Raw genomic sequence first — 15,639 nt, 5'->3', positions numbered from 1 at the left:
CTCTTCCAAAATGGACGGAAAAGGGGGGATCAGGGCTCCTCCGGAGGGAGGATCTCCAGGCGGAAGACGTTGACCACGTCGGCGTCCGGACAGCAGAAGCGGTAGTCCCCGTGGCGGCTCTTGGGCAAGGTCCCGCCGTAGCGGAGGATGTCCACGAAGGGGAAGGCCGCGTGGGCCGCCATGGGGCACAGCTCGCCCCGCTGGGTCTCAAAGTCGAAGGAATCGCCGATCTGGTGCCCCCGGTGACACCGGCAGGGGCCCAGACGGTCCACCAGAGTGATGCGGACGGACGGCTTTTTCATGGGAAGACAGCTCCTTTCTCTCAGAAACCCGGCAGGGCGAAGGGTGGCTCAGGCCTGCTCGCCGAAGAAGAGGGCCATGTCCTCCTCCACGGTGCGGATGCCGGCGATGCCGAAGTTCTCCACCAGGACCTTGGCCACGTTGGGGCTGAGGAAGGCGGGCAGGGTGGGGCCCAGGTGGATGTTCTTCACCCCCAGATAGAGCAGGGCCAGCAGGACGATGACCGCCTTCTGCTCATACCAGGCGATGTTGTAGATGATGGGCAGGTCGTTGATGTCGGAGAGGCCAAAGACCTCCTTGAGCTTGAGGGCGATGACGGCCAGGGAGTAGGAGTCGTTGCACTGGCCGGCGTCCAGCACCCGGGGAATCCCGTTGATGTCGCCCAGGTCCAGCTTGTTGTACTTGTACTTGGCGCAGCCCGCGGTGAGGATCACGGTGTCCCGGGGCAGGGCCTTGGCAAAGTCGGTGTAGTAGCTGCGGCTCTTGGCACGGCCGTCACAGCCGGCCATGACCACGAACTTCTTGATGGCTCCGCTCTTGACGGCCTCCACCACCTGGTCGGCCAGGGCCAGCACCTGGGCGTGGGCAAAGCCGCCCACGATCTCACCCTGCTCCAGCTCGGCAGGGGGCGCGCAGCGCTTGGCGTGCTCGATGAGAGCGGAGAAGTCCTTCTCCTCCCCGATGGCACCGGGAATGTGCTTGCAGCCGGGGAATCCGGCGGCGCCGGTGGTGTAGAGCCGGTCCTTGTAGCTGTCCTTGGGGGGCACGATGCAGTTGGTGGTCATCAGGATGGGACCGTGGAAGGACTCGAACTCCTCCTTCTGCTTCCACCAGGCGTTGCCATAGTTGCCCACAAAGTGGGGGTACTTCTTGAAGGCGGGGTAGTAGTGGGCGGGGAGCATCTCGGAGTGGGTGTACACGTCCACGCCGGTGTCCTTGGTCTGCTCCAGCAGCATCTCCAGGTCCCGCAGGTCGTGGCCGGAGACCAGGATGCCGGGGTTCTTGCCCACGCCCAGCTGGACCCGGGTGATCTCGGGGTTGCCGTAGGCCTGGGTGTTGGCCTGGTCCAGAAGGGCCATGCCGGATACGCCGTATTTACCGGTCTCCAGGGTGAGGGCCACCAGGTCGTCGGCGGTGAGGGTGTCGTCCAGGGTGGCGGCCAGGGCCCGCTGGAGGAAGGCGTCGATCTCCTCGTCGGCCTGGAGCAGGGCGTTGGCGTGCTTGGAGTAGGCGGACAGGCCCTTCAGACCGTAGGTGATGAGCTCCCGCAGAGAGCGGATGTCCTCGTTTTCGGTGGAGAGCACGCCCACCTGGGCGGCCTTCTCCTCCCAGTCGCCGGAGCCGTCCCACCGGGCGGCGGCGGGAAGGGCGGAGGGGTCCTGGACCTGGGCCAGCAGGGGTGCCTTGGCCGCCAGGGTGTCCCGGATGCGCTGGAGGATGGCCTCCTGGTCAAAGTTGGCGTTGGTGATGGTGGTGAAGAGGTTGAGGGTGATGAGCTGGTTGAGGGAAGCGGGGATGGCCTCGCCCTGGGCCCGCAGGGCGGTGGTAACAGCGGAGAGCCCCTTGGTCACATAGACCAGCAGGTCCTGGGTGTTGGCCACCTGGGCGGTCTTGCCGCACACGCCGGCTCGGGTGCATCCGGCGCAGCCGGCGGTCTCCTGGCACTGATAGCAGAACATCTTGTTTTCCATAGTCTAACTCCTTTTTATGGCCGGAGCAAGCTGCGGCCGGTGGTTTTCTGGATCATGGCATCAGTATAGGGGAGAATGGCCCATTTGTATGTTGGAATTCCAACAGAAAAACGAATGTACCGGGGAAACCGGATGGAAAAATCCGGTGTGGAAGAGGGAAAGGACACGCCTCCCCTTGCAACCGGAGGGAGAACGTGACATAATGAAGATTACCAAAGATTAGAAAAGGAGGCCCCCGCATGAAGCCATCGAAAACCTACCGGTCCGAGAATCTGCACTATCTGAAAATGCTGGCCCGGCAGTATCCCACCGTTCAGGCGGCCAGTACCGAGATCATCAATCTCCAGGCGATCCTGAACCTGCCCAAGGGCACGGAACACTTCATCTCCGATGTGCACGGCGAATACGAGGCATTTCTGCACATCCTCAACTCCGCTTCCGGCGTGGTGCGGGAAAAGCTGGACAAGCTCTTCGGCACCAGCGTCTCCAAGGCCGAGCTGGACCAGCTGGCCACCCTCATCTACTACCCCAAGGAGAAGCTGGAGGAGATCGAGCGGGAGAACGACGACATGCGGGAGTGGTACCGCATCACCTTCCACCGCCTCATCGAGGTCTGCCGGGAGGTCAGCTCCAAGTATACCCGCTCCAAGGTCCGTAAGGCCATGCCCAAGGAGTACGCCTATATCATCGACGAGCTCATCCACACCCACTATGAGGACAGCGATAAGCGGGACTACTACGAGAACATCATCTCCACCATCATCGACATCGACCGGGCCTCCAACTTCCTGGTGCAGCTGTGCGAGCTCATCAAGCGCCTGGCCGTGGACCACCTGCACCTGGTGGGCGATATCTTTGACCGCGGCCCCCGGGCCGACATCATCCTGGACTCCCTGATGGAGTACCACAGCGTGGACATCCAGTGGGGCAACCACGACATCCTGTGGATGGGCGCGGCCTCCGGCTCCCGCACCCTGGTGGCCACCGTGCTGGCCAACTCCCTGCGCTACAACAACTTGGAGGTCATCGAGACCGGATACGGCATCTCCCTGCGGCCCCTGTCGGTCTTTGCCAACGAGGTGTACAAGGACTGTGACATCCACCAGTTCGCCGTCAAGCTCACCAATGAGGACGAGGCCCACTACACCGAGAAGGACAAGATGCTGGTCGCCCGGATGCACAAGGCCATCACCATCATCCTCTTCAAGCTGGAGGGGCAGAAGATCCTGCGCAATCCCTGCTTCGGCATGAACGACCGGCTGCTTCTGGACAAGATCGACTATGAGAACAAGTGCATTACCCTGGGGGGCACCACCTATCCGCTGGAGGACACCGACTTCCCCACCGTGGACCGGAACGACCCCTACGCCCTCACGGAGGAGGAGTCTGTCCTCATCGACCAGCTCACCGCCTCCTTCCGCCACAGCGAAAAGCTCCAGCGGCACATCCGCTTCCTCTACTCCAAGGGCAGCCTCTACAAGGTGTTCAACGGGAACCTCCTCTTCCACGGCTGCATCCCCATGACGGCGGAGGGGGAGCTGATGCGCTTCTCCATCGGCTGCGAGAACCTCTCGGGGCGGGCCTTCCTGGACTACGCCGACCTGGTTGCCCGGCGGGCCTACTACAATAAGCCCGGCTCCCCCGAGCGGCAGTTCGGCATGGACTTCCTCTGGTTCCTCTGGGCGGGACGCAACAGCCCCATCTTCGGCCGGGACCGGATGACCACCTTCGAGCGGCGGCTCATCGTGGACGAGTCCACCTGGACCGAGCCCAAGAATCCCTACTACCAGTTCTACAACGACCCCGCCGTGTGCGATATGCTGCTGCGGGAGTTCGGGCTGGAGGGCCCCCACTGCCACATCATCAACGGCCACATCCCGGTCAAGTCCAAGAAGGGCGAGAGCCCCATGAAGGCGGGGGGCAAGCTGCTGGTCATCGACGGCGGCTTCTGCAAGGCCTACCAGAAGACCACCGGCATCGCGGGCTATACCCTGATCTACAACTCGGGCTGCTTCCGCCTGGTCTCCCACGAGCCCTTTGTGGGCCGGCGCAACGCCATCCGGGAGAATCAGGACATCGCCTCCAGCTCGGTGGTGTTTGAGCGGCTGGAATCCCGCATGAAGATCGCCGGGACCGATGTGGGCCGCCAGCTCCAGGAGCAGATCGACGACCTGATGGCCCTGCTCTGGGCCTTCCGCAGCGGCGAGATTGCCGAGGACCACAAGAAATAAGCAAAGAGAACAGGGCGCGGCCGCCGCAGAACGAATCTTCTGCGGCGGCCGCGTTTGTTTTTTGGGGGAATCAGGAGGGGGCATAGATGCCGTGCCCGGTGTCGGTGTCATTGATATACCAGGTGGGACGGAGCTCGTCCAGGTAGGGGTCGGTCACGGCTGGGACATAGGCGGAGCTGATGCTGGAGTAGCGGCGGACCTTCTCCGTGTGCATCACCGGAGTGAGATCCCAGTAGGCCTGCATATAGATGATCTCATAGAAGGGCTGGAGGAAGGAGGCGCCAATCCCGTCGGTACGGTAGATCAGCTGGACCCACAGGATGCGGGCCTCCTCCGGGCGGGTCTCCACGCCGAAGTAGTTTCCCGCGCGGAAGAGGGAGAGGGCCTCCTCCGTGCTCCGGATGGGGTAGACCCCCTGCTGGACCGGCGTGAGGGTGAGGCGCAGAGAGGTGGCGCTGTCCGACCGGACGGAGGAGAAGGTGTAGTCCAGCAGCTGCTCCTCCAGCGGCTGCCCGGTATCGGCGGGGAAGGAACGGGACTGGGTGTCGGGCTCCCCGGAGAAGGAATAGTGGACCGACTTGGCCGTTTCGATGGCGCCTCCCCCGGTGAGGCGGGAGAGCAGGTCGGCAGGGGAGCAATCGGTGGGCTCGATGACCACCTCGGGGGCATCTGCGGAGAAGGAGAGCTGGGTGCCGTCGGCCAGGAGAAAGACGCCGGGACCGTCCGTGCCGCGGAGGGTGGTATCCAGTGCGTCGGCCAGATCCTCGGCGGCGGCCTGCTGTGCCTCGGCGGAGAGGGGGCCGGAGGGGTAGACAGGCAGCGCGGAAATTTCATCGGTCTGGTCCCGGGTGGGGTTTCCGCTGTCATAGTCCTCCGGGGTGATGATAATGCTCCACCCGTGGCCGTCAGGGGGGAGCGTGGGGGTGGGAGAGACGGCGGGCGGGTCGGAGACAGCGGGCGGGTCGGAGACGATGGGGGGAAGGGCCTGTCCGGTATCCGCGAGGGCGATGGAGATGCTGGCGGTAATCCCGGCTGCGGCCAGCAGGAGTCCAGCCAGGGCCACCCGCAAGGGCCGGCGGGGTCCTCGTCCCTTTGCGCCGTCCAATACGGCGTCCACCCGGCGCCGGACCGCGCGGGGGTCCACGGTGGGGTAGGCCTCGGGCAGGTCCAGGTCCTCCCATAGATCGTGCAGGTGATCACGCATGGTCGATTCCTCCTTTCAATAGCGCCTCTTTCAGGCGTTTCCGGCCCCGGCTCAAACGGGCCTTGGCGGCCGCCAGGCTCAGACCCAGGCGGGGGGCCACCTCTTTCAGGGGCTGGTCCTCGTAGTAGTAGAGGAGAAACAGGGTACGGTCGGGCTCCTCCATGGCCTCCACGGCCCGGCGGAGCTGGGCGTGACACTCCTGCCGTTCCACCAGGGCCTCGGGCAGATCACCCACTGCGGGCAGGGTGTCGGAGAGGGGGAGGACACCCCGGGTGCGGCGCAGGCGGTCGGCGGCTTTGTTCCGGGCCACGGCGGCCAGCCAGGGGCGCAGGGACGGACCGCTCTGGATGTCACCGGAGCGGAGCCACAGGGTCACAAACACGTCGGAGACCACCTCCTCCAGATCCTCGGGGAGCAGGGAGGGCCCCAGAGTGCGGGCGGCGACCGCGGTCACATACCCGGTGTAGCGCCGGATGGCGGCGTGGAGTGCCCAGCGGCGTCCCGCCTGGATGTGCCGAAGCAGAGCTTCTTCCTTCAAAGCATACACCTCCTAAGGGGGCTGTGTGGGAGTGTTTTTTTGCTCCCCTCTTCTGGACGCAGAAGGAGCGAAAAGGTGACACAAAAAAAGACCTGACGGCGCGATTCTCGCCCCCCGGGAGGGAATTCCCGCCCTGTGGGGTGGCTGCGAGAGCGATTTCCTGCTACAATGGGGCCAGAAAGAAAGGAGGCGGAACCATGGAAGCGGAATTCAGTGAACGCCTGAAACGCTATCGCAAGGAAAAAAACATGACCCAGCAGGAGCTGGCCGACGCCCTGGGGGTGAGCAACAAGAGCATCTCCCGCTGGGAGTCGGCGGGCGGATACCCGGACGTCCCCCTGCTGGTGCCCCTGGCCCGGGCCCTGGGGGTGAGCGTGGACGATCTGCTGGACGGGGAAAAGCCGGTGCGCGCCCTGACCCGGACGGATGTCCAGAGCCTGCTCTCCTTTGCCTTTGCCCTGGGGGGCGGCATCCTGTTCTATCTCCTGCGGCTCTTTGTGCCCCTGCTGGTGTGCTACCTGGCCTATCTGGGCTGCATGGCCTACGGAGTCTACCTCCAGCGGTACTACGCCTACCACTCCCGCTGGTTCTGGCTGGGGAACGCCGGGATGAATCTGGCAGTCAACCTGAGCGTGATCGCCGGCGCGGCGGCCGGCGGACTCGTCCTGATCGCGGGAGGAGGGAGCACGCTCCTGTCGACCTGGTTCCAGCTGTGGCTGTCGGGCCGGCAGAGGGGGCTTGTGCTGGGGGTGCTCTTCCTCTGGCTGGCGCTGGGAGCGGCGCTGACCGCCCTGACCATGGGCCTCGCCCGGCGGCATTTTCAGGAAAAAGGGGGCTTCCGTCTGTCGGTGTGGTCCCTGCCCCGGGGCCGGGCACTCCTCCCGGCGGCGGGATTCCTGGTGGTGCTGGGATTCTGGGGCGCCTACTGCCTGGACATCCTTCCCATCTGGTGCTACCGGTATCAGGGTGGGCTCTTTGCCGGACTGCTGGTCCTGCTGGAGCTCTGGTATCTGTGGCTCTTCCGGCGGGACCGGAGGCGCCTGGTTCCGGCCCTCCTGCTGACCGCCCTGTGCGGGCCCATGTGGCTCTTTGCAAAGGGAAGCGCCGAACAGATCTGGAGCCTTTCCACCGGGCGGGAGTACTCCTGGACGCCGGAGGTCGATCTGAGCCGCTTTATCGTGGAGTGGAGGCCGTCGGCGGGGGTGTTCCTGCTGGGTGTGATCCTGCTGGTCCTCTACCTGGTCCTGGCCGGATGTTCCGTGCGGAAGAAGCAGCCGGAAGAGGATACCATATGACAAAAGAGGGTGTACGGTTTCCCGTACACCCTCTTTTCATCGCCTCAGGAGTGGATGTGCTCGTGAGCTGCATCCTCTGTGTCGGCGCGCTTCTTGCTGTGGGGGCTGTATTTTTTGTCGTCCAGTCCGGGAATAAACAGGTATTTCCGGATGGTGAACAGAATGGCAATGGCGATCACCATGACCAGATTTTCTACCGCGGTGGTGTGCTCAATGACCATCTGGCGGGCGATGGCGAAGAGGAGGACCTCCACCACCGAGCTCATGTTGTGGCGGCTGAGCATCTTGAGGAACTCAATGCCGATGACCACGGTAAAAGCGTCGGCCAGAAAAGTCTGGAGCAGATCGGTATTGCCGGGGCCGCTTGTCATAATGTTCAGCTCCAAGAGAACCGACCAGACCGACAAGGTGATGGCGACAATCACAATGAGGCTCACCACGATCTCCAGCAGTTGGGCCACACGGTAGATGTACGAGGGGATGCGCAGTTTCAGCAGTTCACTGTCCATAAAAATCCCTCCGGTTGAAATCAGGGCAGGGGGAACTCGTTCAGCAGCCCGTCCACATCGGAGGGCTCGGTGGCAAAGCTGGCCACCAGGCGGATGACGGTATGGCCGGCCTCAGGCGCTGCACCCCATACCTCAAAGGCACAGATCCGCTCCAGCTCCGGGAGGATGGCGTCGGGCACGATGGGGAAGATCTGATTGGAGGGGGACTCGAAGAGGAAGGAGTACCCCTTGGTCTTCAGCCCGTCCTGGAGCTTGCGGGCCATGTCGTTGGAGTGGCGGGCCAGCTGGAAGTAGAGGTCGTCCTTCAGCAGGGCCTCGAACTGGGCACCCAGCAGCCAGCCCTTGGCCAGGACGGCGCCCCGCTGCTTCTTGATGCGGAAGAAATCCCCCTGAAGGGCGGGGTTGACCAGGACCAGCGCCTCGCCCATGAGGGCGCCGTTCTTGGTGCCGCCGATGTAGAAGGCGTCGGTCAGGCGGGCCAGATCGGGGAGGGTCAGGTCGTTGGCGGGGGAGGTGAGGGCACAGCCCAGGCGGGCGCCGTCCAGGAAGAGGAGCAGGTCGTGGGCAAGGCAGCAGGCGGAGAGGGCCTCCAGCTCAGCCTTGGTGTAGACGCCGCCGGTCTCGGTGGCGTCCGAGATGTAGACCAGCCGGGGCTTGACCAGGTGGATGTCCTCATAGGCCGGGAGGGCCGCCTCGATGAGGGCGGGGGTCAGCTTGCCGTCGGGGCCGGCCTCCAGGGGGAGGAGCTTGTGCCCGGTGGCCTCCACCGCGCCGGACTCGTGGCCGTTGACATGGCCGGTCTGGGCGCAGAACACCCCCTCCCAGGGGCGGAGGAAGGCGGCGATGGCGGTGAAGTTGGCCGAGGTGCCGCCGATCAGGAACTGCACATCGGCCTGGGGGGCCTGGCAGAGCTCCTTGATCCGGGCGGCGGCCGCCTCACAGTGGGGGTCGAAGCCATAGCCGGGGTTGCCCTCCAGATTGCTGGCGGACAGGGCCTCCAGCACCTTAGGATGGGCGCCGAAGGAGTAGTCATTGCGGAACAGATACATCACATTTCCCTCATTTCAAAACGTGGGCGGTATCCCATTGGATACCGCCCACAGGCTTGACAGACTGGATTACTTGCCGGGCTTGAAGCTGTCCTTCAGGCTGACGGAGCGGTTAAAGACCAGGTGGCCGGGCTGGGAATCCTTGTTGTCCACGCAGAAATAGCCCTGGCGGAGGAACTGGTAGGAGGCGGGCGCCTGGGCGCCGGCCAGACTGGCCTCCACCTTGGAGCCGGTGAGGACCTCCAGAGAGCCGGGATTCAGGCAGTCCAGGAAATTCTTGTCGCCGGCATCGGGCTCGGCGTCGGCGAAGAGGTTGTCGTAGAGGCGGACCTCGGCGTCCACGGCGGTGGCGGCGTCCACCCAGTGGATGGTGGCGCCCTTCACCTTGCGGCCGTCGGCGGGATCGCCGCCCCGGCTGTCGGGATCGTACTCGGCGGCGATCTCAATGACGTTGCCGGCATCGTCGGTTTCATAGCCCACACACTTGATGAGGTAGGCGCCCTTCAGGCGGCACTCGGGTCCGCCGGGATAGAGGCGCTTGTACTTGGGCACGGGCTCGGGGAGGAAGTCCTCAGCCTCCACATAGAGCTCCCGGGAGAAGGTGACGGTCCGGGTGCCGTCCTCGGGCCGGTTGGGGTTGTTCTCCACCTCGAAGGTCTCGCTCTGACCCTCGGGGTAGTTGGTGATGACCAGCTTCACGGGGCGCAGGACCGCCATGACGCGCTGGGCAGTCTCGTTGAGGTCCTCCCGCAGGCAGTGCTCCAGGAAGGCAAACTCCACCGTGGAGGCAGCCTTGCTCACGCCGTTGCGCTCGGAGAAGTTGCGGATGGAGCGGGGGGTGTAGCCCCGGCGGCGCAGGCCGCAGAGGGTGGGCATGCGGGGATCGTCCCAGCCGGAGACCCGGCCCTCCTCCACCAGCTGGCGGAGCTTGCGCTTGGACATGACGGTGTAGTTGATGCCCAGCCGGGCGAACTCGATCTGGCGGGGCTTGGCGGGCACATCGCAGTGCTGGATGACCCAGTCGTAGAGAGGACGGTGGTCCTCAAACTCCAGGGAGCACAGGGAGTGGGTGATTCCCTCCAGAGCGTCCTCCAGCGGATGGGCGAAGTCGTACATGGGATAGATGCACCACTTGTCCCCCTGGCGGTGATGGTGCATGTGGTTGATGCGGTAGATGACCGGGTCGCGCATGTTGAAGTTGCCGCTGGTGAGGTCGATCTTGGCCCGCAGGGTCATGCGGCCGTTCTCGAACTCGCCGGCGCGCATCCGGGCGAAGAGGTCCAGGGACTCCTCCACCGGGCGGTCCCGGTAGGGGGAGCGGGCGGGGGTGTTCACGTCCCCGCGGTATTCCTTAAACTGCTCCGGGGTGAGCTCACAGACATAGGCAAGGCCCTTCTTGATGAGCTCCACGGCGTACTGGTACATCTGCTCAAAATAGTCCGAGGCAAAGAAGAACCGGTCGCCCCAGTCGTAGCCCAGCCAGTGGATGTCCTCCTGGATGGCCTCCACATACTCCACATCCTCTTTCGTGGGGTTGGTGTCGTCCATGCGGAGGTTGCACAGTCCGCCGTACTTCTCAGCGGTGCCGAAGTCCACGAAGATGGCCTTGGCGTGGCCGATGTGCAGGTAGCCGTTGGGCTCGGGGGGAAAACGGGTGTGGACGGTCATACCTTGGAACTGACCGCCCTGCGCGATATCCTCGTCAATGAAATCATGGATAAAGTTCTGGGCCATTACGGGTGGATTCAGTTCGTCAGGCATATCATTCACTCCTTTGTATTATCGGCACCCGCCCGCCGCCGGGGCAGGGACAGGTGACTTTTCCTATTATATACTGATGGATACGAAGTTTGCAAGACTTCTGTGCCCGTGAAGGGGAGGGAAACGGGAAAAAACCGCGGATTTTCCCGCCCGCCGCCGGGGCAGACCTTGACAGGGGAGCGTTTTGCCGTCTAGAATGAGACAGACCGTGCGGTTTCCGCCCCATCCCGGGGGCCCGCCGCCGGAGAGAGGAGCTTGTCATGAAACGCATCTTAGGACTGGGTATCCTGTCCTCCTTTTTCTTTGCCTTTACCTTTATTCTCAACCGGAGCATGAATCTCTCCGGCGGATACTGGATCTGGAGCGCGTCGCTGCGCTATCTGTTCTCCCTGCCGTTTTTGTGGGTGATGGTGGGGGTGCGGCACAAGCTGGGCCCGGTGCTGGAGTCCATCCGGCGCAGTCCGGGGCCCTGGCTGCTCTGGAGCACGGTGGGCTTCGGCCTCTTTTACGCCCCGCTGACCTGGGCCTCCGACTTCGGGGAGTCCTGGCTCACGGTGTCCCTGTGGCAGCTGACCATTGTGGCGGGGGTCTTCCTCAATCCCCTGTGGGGGAAGAAGATCCCCCGCCGGAGCCTGGGCGCGGTGGCGGTCATCCTGCTGGGGGTGGTCCTCATCCAGAGCGAGCGCCTCCTGAGTGGGGAGGCCGGGGGCGGGGTGCTGACCTGCCTGGGTCTCATCTCAGTGGCGGCGGTGGCCTACCCCCTGGGCAACCGCAAGATGATGGACCTGTGCGGGGAGGAGCTGGACACCCCCCAGCGGGTGCTGGGCATGACCATTTGCAGTCTGCCCTTCTTCCTGGCCCTCTCGGCCGTGGCGGTGGTCCAGGGACGGCTGCCCAGCGGGAGCCAGTGCTTCCAGGCGCTGCTGGTGGCCATCTTCTCGGCGGTCATCGCCACCATCCTCTTTTTCCAGGCCACCAATCTGGGACGGGGGGACCCCAAGCTCCTGTCCCTGGCCGAGGGGACCATCGCGGGCGAGATCATTTTTACCCTGATCGGCGGGGTGGTGCTGCTGGGAGACGCCATGCCCACCCCGGTCCAGTTCCTGGGCATCGGGGTCATCATTGCGGGACTGCTGCTCAACTGCCGGGCGGCGGCCAAGTGAGGAGGACGCTATGAGACTGCTGCTGGCACGGCACGGAGAGACCGACTGGAACGCCCGGGGACAGATCCAGGGACAGAGCGACACCACCCTCAACGACCGGGGCAGGGCCCAGGCCGCCGAGCTGGCCCGCCGCCTGCTGGCGGCCGGGGAGCGGGTGGAGCGGATCTATGCCAGCCCCCAGAAGCGGGCCCTGGAGACCGCCCAGATCGCGGGCAGACTGCTGGGCCTGACGCCCGAGCCGGTGGAGGGCCTGCGGGAGATCTCCTTCGGCCACTGGGAGGGACATGCCTGGACCGAGATCCAGAAGCGCTGGCGGGAGGAGTACCGGCGCTATGAGGCCGACCGCCTCCGCATGGCCCCCCTGGGGGGCGAGTCCTTCGCGGCCATGCTCTGCCGGGTCCTGCCCGCCCTGGAACAGATCAGCCGCTCCGGGGAGGGGACCGCCCTGGTGGTGGCCCACAGCGCGGTGATCAAGGGGACCCTATGCTGGCTGGAGGGGGGCAGCTTTGCGGAGATGAACCGCCGCTACCGGCTGGACAACGCCCAGTGGGCGGTGCTGGAGGGGCGAGATTCCTTTCCCCTCCCCCTTGCCAAAGAGGGACGGATATGGTAGGATGGACAAGACGGCCCTTCCGGCGCGGGAAGGGAAGTACATGAGTCGAGGACAAGGGCGTTCCGGCTCCCGAAGGACGGGAGAGGAGCGCCCTTTTTGCCAGAATTACATAATTTAAAAGGGGGACTACCCGTCATGGCACTGAGTAAGGAAGACATCATCCGCATCGTGCGGGAGGAGGACATCAAATTTGTCCGCATGCAGTTTGCCGACATCTTTGGACAGCTGAAGAATGTGGCCCTCACCGCCTCCCAGGTGGAGAAGGCGGTCAACAATCAGATCATGTTTGACGGCTCCTCGGTGGAGGGCTTTGTCCGCATCGACGAGTCGGACCAGTGCCTCTACCCGGACCGGGACACCTTCACCATCTTCCCCTGGCGGGCCCAGTTCGGCAAGACGGCCCGGATGATCTGCGACGTGTACAACACCGACGGCTCCCCCTTCATGGGGGACCCCCGGAACGTGCTCAAGCGCATGACTGAGAAGATGAAGGCCATGGGCTACGACACCTTCAATGTGGGGCCCGAGTGCGAGTTCTTCCTCTTCAAGACCGACGAGCACGGGAATCCCACCACCGAGACCAACGACGAGGCGGGCTATTTTGACCTGGGCCCCCTGGACCACGGGGAGACCACCCGGCGGGAGATCTGCCTCAACCTGGAGGAGATGGGCTTTGAGATCGAGGCCAGCCACCACGAGAACGCCGCGGGCCAGCATGAGATCGACTTCAAATACGCCGACGCCCTCACCGCCGCCGACAACATCATGACCTTCAAACTGGCGGTCAAGCTCCTGGCCCAGAAGAACGGCCTCCACGCCACCTTTATGCCCAAGCCCATCTTCGGCGTGGCCGGATCGGGCATGCACACCAACATGTCCCTCTTCCGGGACGGCAAGAACGTGTTCTACGATCCCAATGACCGCCGGGGACTCTCCAAGGAGGCGTACAGCTTCATCGCGGGCATTCTGGCCCATGTGAAGGGGATCTCGGCCATCACCAATCCCCTGGTCAACTCCTACAAGCGCCTGGTGCCGGGCTATGAGGCCCCCTGCTACCTGGCCTGGTCGGCCTCCAACCGCTCGGCCCTCATCCGCATCCCGGCCGCCCGGGGGCAGTCCACCCGGGTGGAGCTGCGCTCCCCCGACCCGTCCTGCAATCCCTATCTGGCCTTTGCCGTGTGTCTGGCCGCCGGACTGGACGGCATCGAGCGGGGCCTCACCCCGCCGGAGGAGATCACCGAGAATATCTATGCCATGGACGACGCCGCCCGGGCCGCCCGTGGGATCGAGAGCCTGCCCGACTCCCTCTCCAGCGCCATCAAGGAGCTGCAGAAGGACCAGCTGCTCATGGATGCCCTGGGGGATCATGTCTCCTCCTACTACATCCAGGGCAAAAAGAAGGAGTGGTACGAGTATAAGACCCGCGTCAGCTCCTGGGAGCGGGAGAAGTACATCACCCTCTATTGATGGAGCACAGCGCACAGGGAGTTGAGTGGGGTTGGAGCGCGTCGTACTTGCCTTTGAGAATGAGAACACCAGCCGGAAGGTCCGCGCGCTGCTGGAAGGGGCGGGCCTGGCCCGGGGACTGATCTGCCGCACGGCGGCGGAGGTCCGCCTCCTGCTGGGCCAGCAGCAGATCCCAACGGTGGTCTGCGGCTACAAGCTGCCCGACGCCACGGCGGAGGAGCTGTTTTTTGACCTGCCGGCCGGGCGCACCATGGTGCTGGTGGCGCCGGAGAATCTGCTGAGCCTGTGCGGGCGCTCCGACGGGCTGGTGACCCTCTCCACCCCGCTCTCCCGCAGTGTTCTGCTGGAGGGGGTGGAGCGGGCGCTGGGCCTGGCCCAGAGCGTCCGGCTGAGTGTCCGCCCGGCCGGGGAGGAGGAGCTCATCCGCCGGGCCAAGGAGTGGCTCATGGAGCAGCGGGGGATGGATGAGGGGCAGGCCCACCGCCTGCTCCAGCAGAGAAGCATGATCTGCGGACGAAAGCTGGCGGAGACCGCCCGGCTCCTCCTGGAGCGGGAGGCGGGACTGGCGCTGTATGGATAAGGAGGAATTGGCGTGAAGTTTACCAAAATGCAGGGTCTGGGCAACGACTATGTCTACCTGGACTGTACCCGGGAAATGCCGGAGGACCTGCCCGCCCTGGCCCGGCGGGTGTCTGACCGGCACTTCGGCATCGGCTCGGACGGACTGATCTGCATCTGTCCCTCGGACTGTGCCGACGTGCGGATGCGGATGTACAATGCCGACGGCTCGGAGAGCGAGATGTGCGGCAACGGCATCCGCTGCGTGGGAAAGTTTGCCTACGACAAGGGGCTGGTGGGCAAGACCAGCCTGACGGTGGAGACCCTGGCCGGCATCAAGCACCTGGAGCTCCACCTGGAGCACGGGAACGTGTCCGCGGTGACGGTGGACATGGGGGTCCCCACCTGGGAGGAGAACCGGGTCCTCACCATCCAGGGGGAGGACTACACCGTGACGCCGGTCTCCATGGGCAACCCCCATGCGGTGCTCTATGTGGACGACCCGGGGGCGGTGGACCTGCCCCGGCTGGGCCCCGATTTTGAGCACCACCCCAGCTTCCCCAACCGGACGAACACCGAGTTCGTGCAGGTCCTGGGCCCGGACCACCTGCGCATGCGGGTGTGGGAGCGGGGCAGCGGCGAGACCATGGCCTGCGGCACCGGCGCCTGCGCGGTGCTGGTGGCCACGGTGCTCAACGGCAAGTGCGGCCGCAGCGCCGACGTGGACCTGCTGGGCGGTCGCCTGCACATCCGCTGGGACGAGGAGACCGGCCACGTCTTCATGACCGGTGGGGCCGTCACCGTCTTTGAGGGAGAACTTATCGAGGACTGATTCTCAAAAATGCAAGCATTTTTGAGAGAAGGATGCAGTCCGCTGCGCGCACTTCGTCGGGTCAAAGTCCGTACCGTTCGCCCCGGCCTGACGGCCAGGGTTCACTCTGCTCCCTTGTCCCTCCTCTCCCAAACGAACCCGCTTAGCTGGGCTTCGTTTGGGTTCCCGACTCGCACACTTGCGGCCTGAGGGGAGTGTTTTCCGACGTACACGCCGTCGGAAAACACGACTGGACTTGATTCCGCCGTCTGCGGACGGCGGAACTCTGCGAGGCGTTACCGCAAAAATCACAGACTGATGCCATCGACAGTCTGACCGGCGCCCCCAAAGGGCGCCGGTTTTGTCGTATCATGGGGAAACGTGAGGAAGATGGGGGGCAACGGCTTATGACCTTTTTTGTGGCGGGACGGGCTTATAATGGGGGGCAC

At 64.4% G+C, this 15,639-nt stretch carries 14 protein-coding genes; 7 read left to right on the top strand and 7 right to left on the bottom strand.

Translation table 11 applies throughout. The annotated features are described in order from the left end of the window. Positions 1-29 precede the first annotated feature (29 nt). Together GPK94_RS01775 and hcp are read right to left on the bottom strand one after the other, a co-directional pair. The gene (locus tag GPK94_RS01775; protein WP_101692717.1) at positions 30-302 is read right to left on the bottom strand and encodes a TIGR04076 family protein; all 273 of its coding nucleotides are present in this window, start codon (positions 300-302) and stop codon (positions 30-32) included. Between the two features lie 48 nt (positions 303-350). Beyond that, complete coding sequence (hcp, locus tag GPK94_RS01770; RefSeq protein ID WP_101692718.1) at positions 351-1,991, bottom strand: hydroxylamine reductase; 1,641 nt, start codon at positions 1,989-1,991, stop codon at positions 351-353. Between the two features lie 239 nt (positions 1,992-2,230). On the opposite strand from hcp, the gene GPK94_RS01765 reads away from it, so the two are divergent. Next, entirely contained in the window at positions 2,231-4,222 is a 1,992-nt protein-coding gene (locus tag GPK94_RS01765; protein WP_215654125.1) for a fructose-1,6-bisphosphatase, read from the top strand. A gap of 70 nt (positions 4,223-4,292) precedes the next feature. Here GPK94_RS01765 and GPK94_RS01760 read toward each other — a convergent pair whose 3' ends face one another. Both GPK94_RS01760 and GPK94_RS01755 read right to left on the bottom strand, forming a co-directional pair. Continuing rightward, positions 4,293-5,426, bottom strand: coding sequence for a hypothetical protein (locus tag GPK94_RS01760; protein WP_215654123.1), 1,134 nt, complete (start codon positions 5,424-5,426; stop codon positions 4,293-4,295). Next, positions 5,419-5,964 (bottom strand): sigma-70 family RNA polymerase sigma factor, encoded by a 546-nt coding sequence (locus tag GPK94_RS01755; protein WP_252192477.1) that lies wholly within the window; start codon positions 5,962-5,964, stop codon positions 5,419-5,421. The genes GPK94_RS01760 and GPK94_RS01755 overlap by 8 nt, the downstream gene beginning before the upstream one ends. Positions 5,965-6,161: 197 nt before the next feature. On the opposite strand from GPK94_RS01755, the gene GPK94_RS01750 reads away from it, so the two are divergent. After that, a complete protein-coding gene (locus tag GPK94_RS01750; protein ID WP_215654121.1) occupies positions 6,162-7,259 on the top strand; it encodes a helix-turn-helix transcriptional regulator in 1,098 nt (365 codons plus the stop codon). Positions 7,260-7,303: 44 nt separating this feature from the next. Here GPK94_RS01750 and GPK94_RS01745 read toward each other — a convergent pair whose 3' ends face one another. The 3 genes from GPK94_RS01745 to GPK94_RS01735 all read right to left on the bottom strand — a co-directional run bounded on the left by GPK94_RS01745 (position 7,304) and on the right by GPK94_RS01735 (position 10,578). Then, on the bottom strand, positions 7,304-7,768 hold the full coding sequence (locus tag GPK94_RS01745) for a phosphate-starvation-inducible PsiE family protein (protein WP_215654119.1): 465 nt from the start codon (positions 7,766-7,768) through the stop codon (positions 7,304-7,306). A gap of 20 nt (positions 7,769-7,788) precedes the next feature. Continuing rightward, a complete protein-coding gene (locus tag GPK94_RS01740) occupies positions 7,789-8,817 on the bottom strand; it encodes an aminotransferase class I/II-fold pyridoxal phosphate-dependent enzyme (RefSeq protein WP_215654117.1) in 1,029 nt (342 codons plus the stop codon). 69 nt (positions 8,818-8,886) lie between these two features. Then, positions 8,887-10,578 carry a glutamine--tRNA ligase/YqeY domain fusion protein gene (locus GPK94_RS01735; RefSeq protein WP_101692724.1) on the bottom strand — a complete coding sequence of 564 codons (1,692 nt, stop codon included), beginning with the start codon at positions 10,576-10,578 and terminating at the stop codon, positions 8,887-8,889. 260 nt (positions 10,579-10,838) lie between these two features. On the opposite strand from GPK94_RS01735, the gene GPK94_RS01730 reads away from it, so the two are divergent. From GPK94_RS01730 to dapF, 5 genes are all read left to right on the top strand, one after another. Then, positions 10,839-11,741 carry a multidrug resistance efflux transporter family protein gene (locus GPK94_RS01730; RefSeq protein WP_215654115.1) on the top strand — a complete coding sequence of 301 codons (903 nt, stop codon included), beginning with the start codon at positions 10,839-10,841 and terminating at the stop codon, positions 11,739-11,741. A 10-nt stretch (positions 11,742-11,751) separates the two neighbouring features. Beyond that, on the top strand, positions 11,752-12,354 hold the full coding sequence (locus GPK94_RS01725) for a histidine phosphatase family protein (protein WP_186963735.1): 603 nt from the start codon (positions 11,752-11,754) through the stop codon (positions 12,352-12,354). Between the two features lie 135 nt (positions 12,355-12,489). Continuing rightward, positions 12,490-13,821 carry a type I glutamate--ammonia ligase gene (glnA, locus tag GPK94_RS01720; RefSeq protein WP_101692727.1) on the top strand — a complete coding sequence of 444 codons (1,332 nt, stop codon included), beginning with the start codon at positions 12,490-12,492 and terminating at the stop codon, positions 13,819-13,821. Between the two features lie 31 nt (positions 13,822-13,852). Next, a complete protein-coding gene (locus tag GPK94_RS01715; protein WP_101692728.1) occupies positions 13,853-14,401 on the top strand; it encodes an ANTAR domain-containing protein in 549 nt (182 codons plus the stop codon). Between the two features lie 12 nt (positions 14,402-14,413). Then, complete coding sequence (gene dapF / locus GPK94_RS01710) at positions 14,414-15,211, top strand: diaminopimelate epimerase (protein WP_346727970.1); 798 nt, start codon at positions 14,414-14,416, stop codon at positions 15,209-15,211. Positions 15,212-15,639 lie beyond the last annotated feature (428 nt).

The sequence above is a fragment of the Pseudoflavonifractor sp. MCC625 genome, from assembly GCF_018784545.1.
Lineage (GTDB): Bacteria > Bacillota > Clostridia > Oscillospirales > Oscillospiraceae > Pseudoflavonifractor_A > Pseudoflavonifractor_A gallinarum.
The sequence above is the reverse complement of the archived record's forward strand: the minus strand, read 5'-3'. Positions and strand labels throughout refer to the sequence as shown.

Bases quoted from the DNA above. Each gene is read 5' to 3' on its own strand.
- GPK94_RS01760 (WP_215654123.1), bottom strand. From the start codon at position 5,426: ATGCGTGATCACCTGCACGATCTATGGGAGGACCTGGACCTGCCCGAG.
- GPK94_RS01765 (WP_215654125.1), top strand. From the start codon at position 2,231: ATGAAGCCATCGAAAACCTACCGGTCCGAGAATCTGCACTATCTGAAA.
- GPK94_RS01730 (WP_215654115.1), top strand. From the start codon at position 10,839: ATGAAACGCATCTTAGGACTGGGTATCCTGTCCTCCTTTTTCTTTGCC.
- glnA (WP_101692727.1), top strand. From the start codon at position 12,490: ATGGCACTGAGTAAGGAAGACATCATCCGCATCGTGCGGGAGGAGGAC.
- GPK94_RS01735 (WP_101692724.1), bottom strand. From the start codon at position 10,578: ATGCCTGACGAACTGAATCCACCCGTAATGGCCCAGAACTTTATCCAT.
- GPK94_RS01740 (WP_215654117.1), bottom strand. From the start codon at position 8,817: ATGTATCTGTTCCGCAATGACTACTCCTTCGGCGCCCATCCTAAGGTG.
- GPK94_RS01725 (WP_186963735.1), top strand. From the start codon at position 11,752: ATGAGACTGCTGCTGGCACGGCACGGAGAGACCGACTGGAACGCCCGG.
- hcp (WP_101692718.1), bottom strand. From the start codon at position 1,991: ATGGAAAACAAGATGTTCTGCTATCAGTGCCAGGAGACCGCCGGCTGC.
- GPK94_RS01750 (WP_215654121.1), top strand. From the start codon at position 6,162: ATGGAAGCGGAATTCAGTGAACGCCTGAAACGCTATCGCAAGGAAAAA.
- GPK94_RS01745 (WP_215654119.1), bottom strand. From the start codon at position 7,768: ATGGACAGTGAACTGCTGAAACTGCGCATCCCCTCGTACATCTACCGT.
- GPK94_RS01775 (WP_101692717.1), bottom strand. From the start codon at position 302: ATGAAAAAGCCGTCCGTCCGCATCACTCTGGTGGACCGTCTGGGCCCC.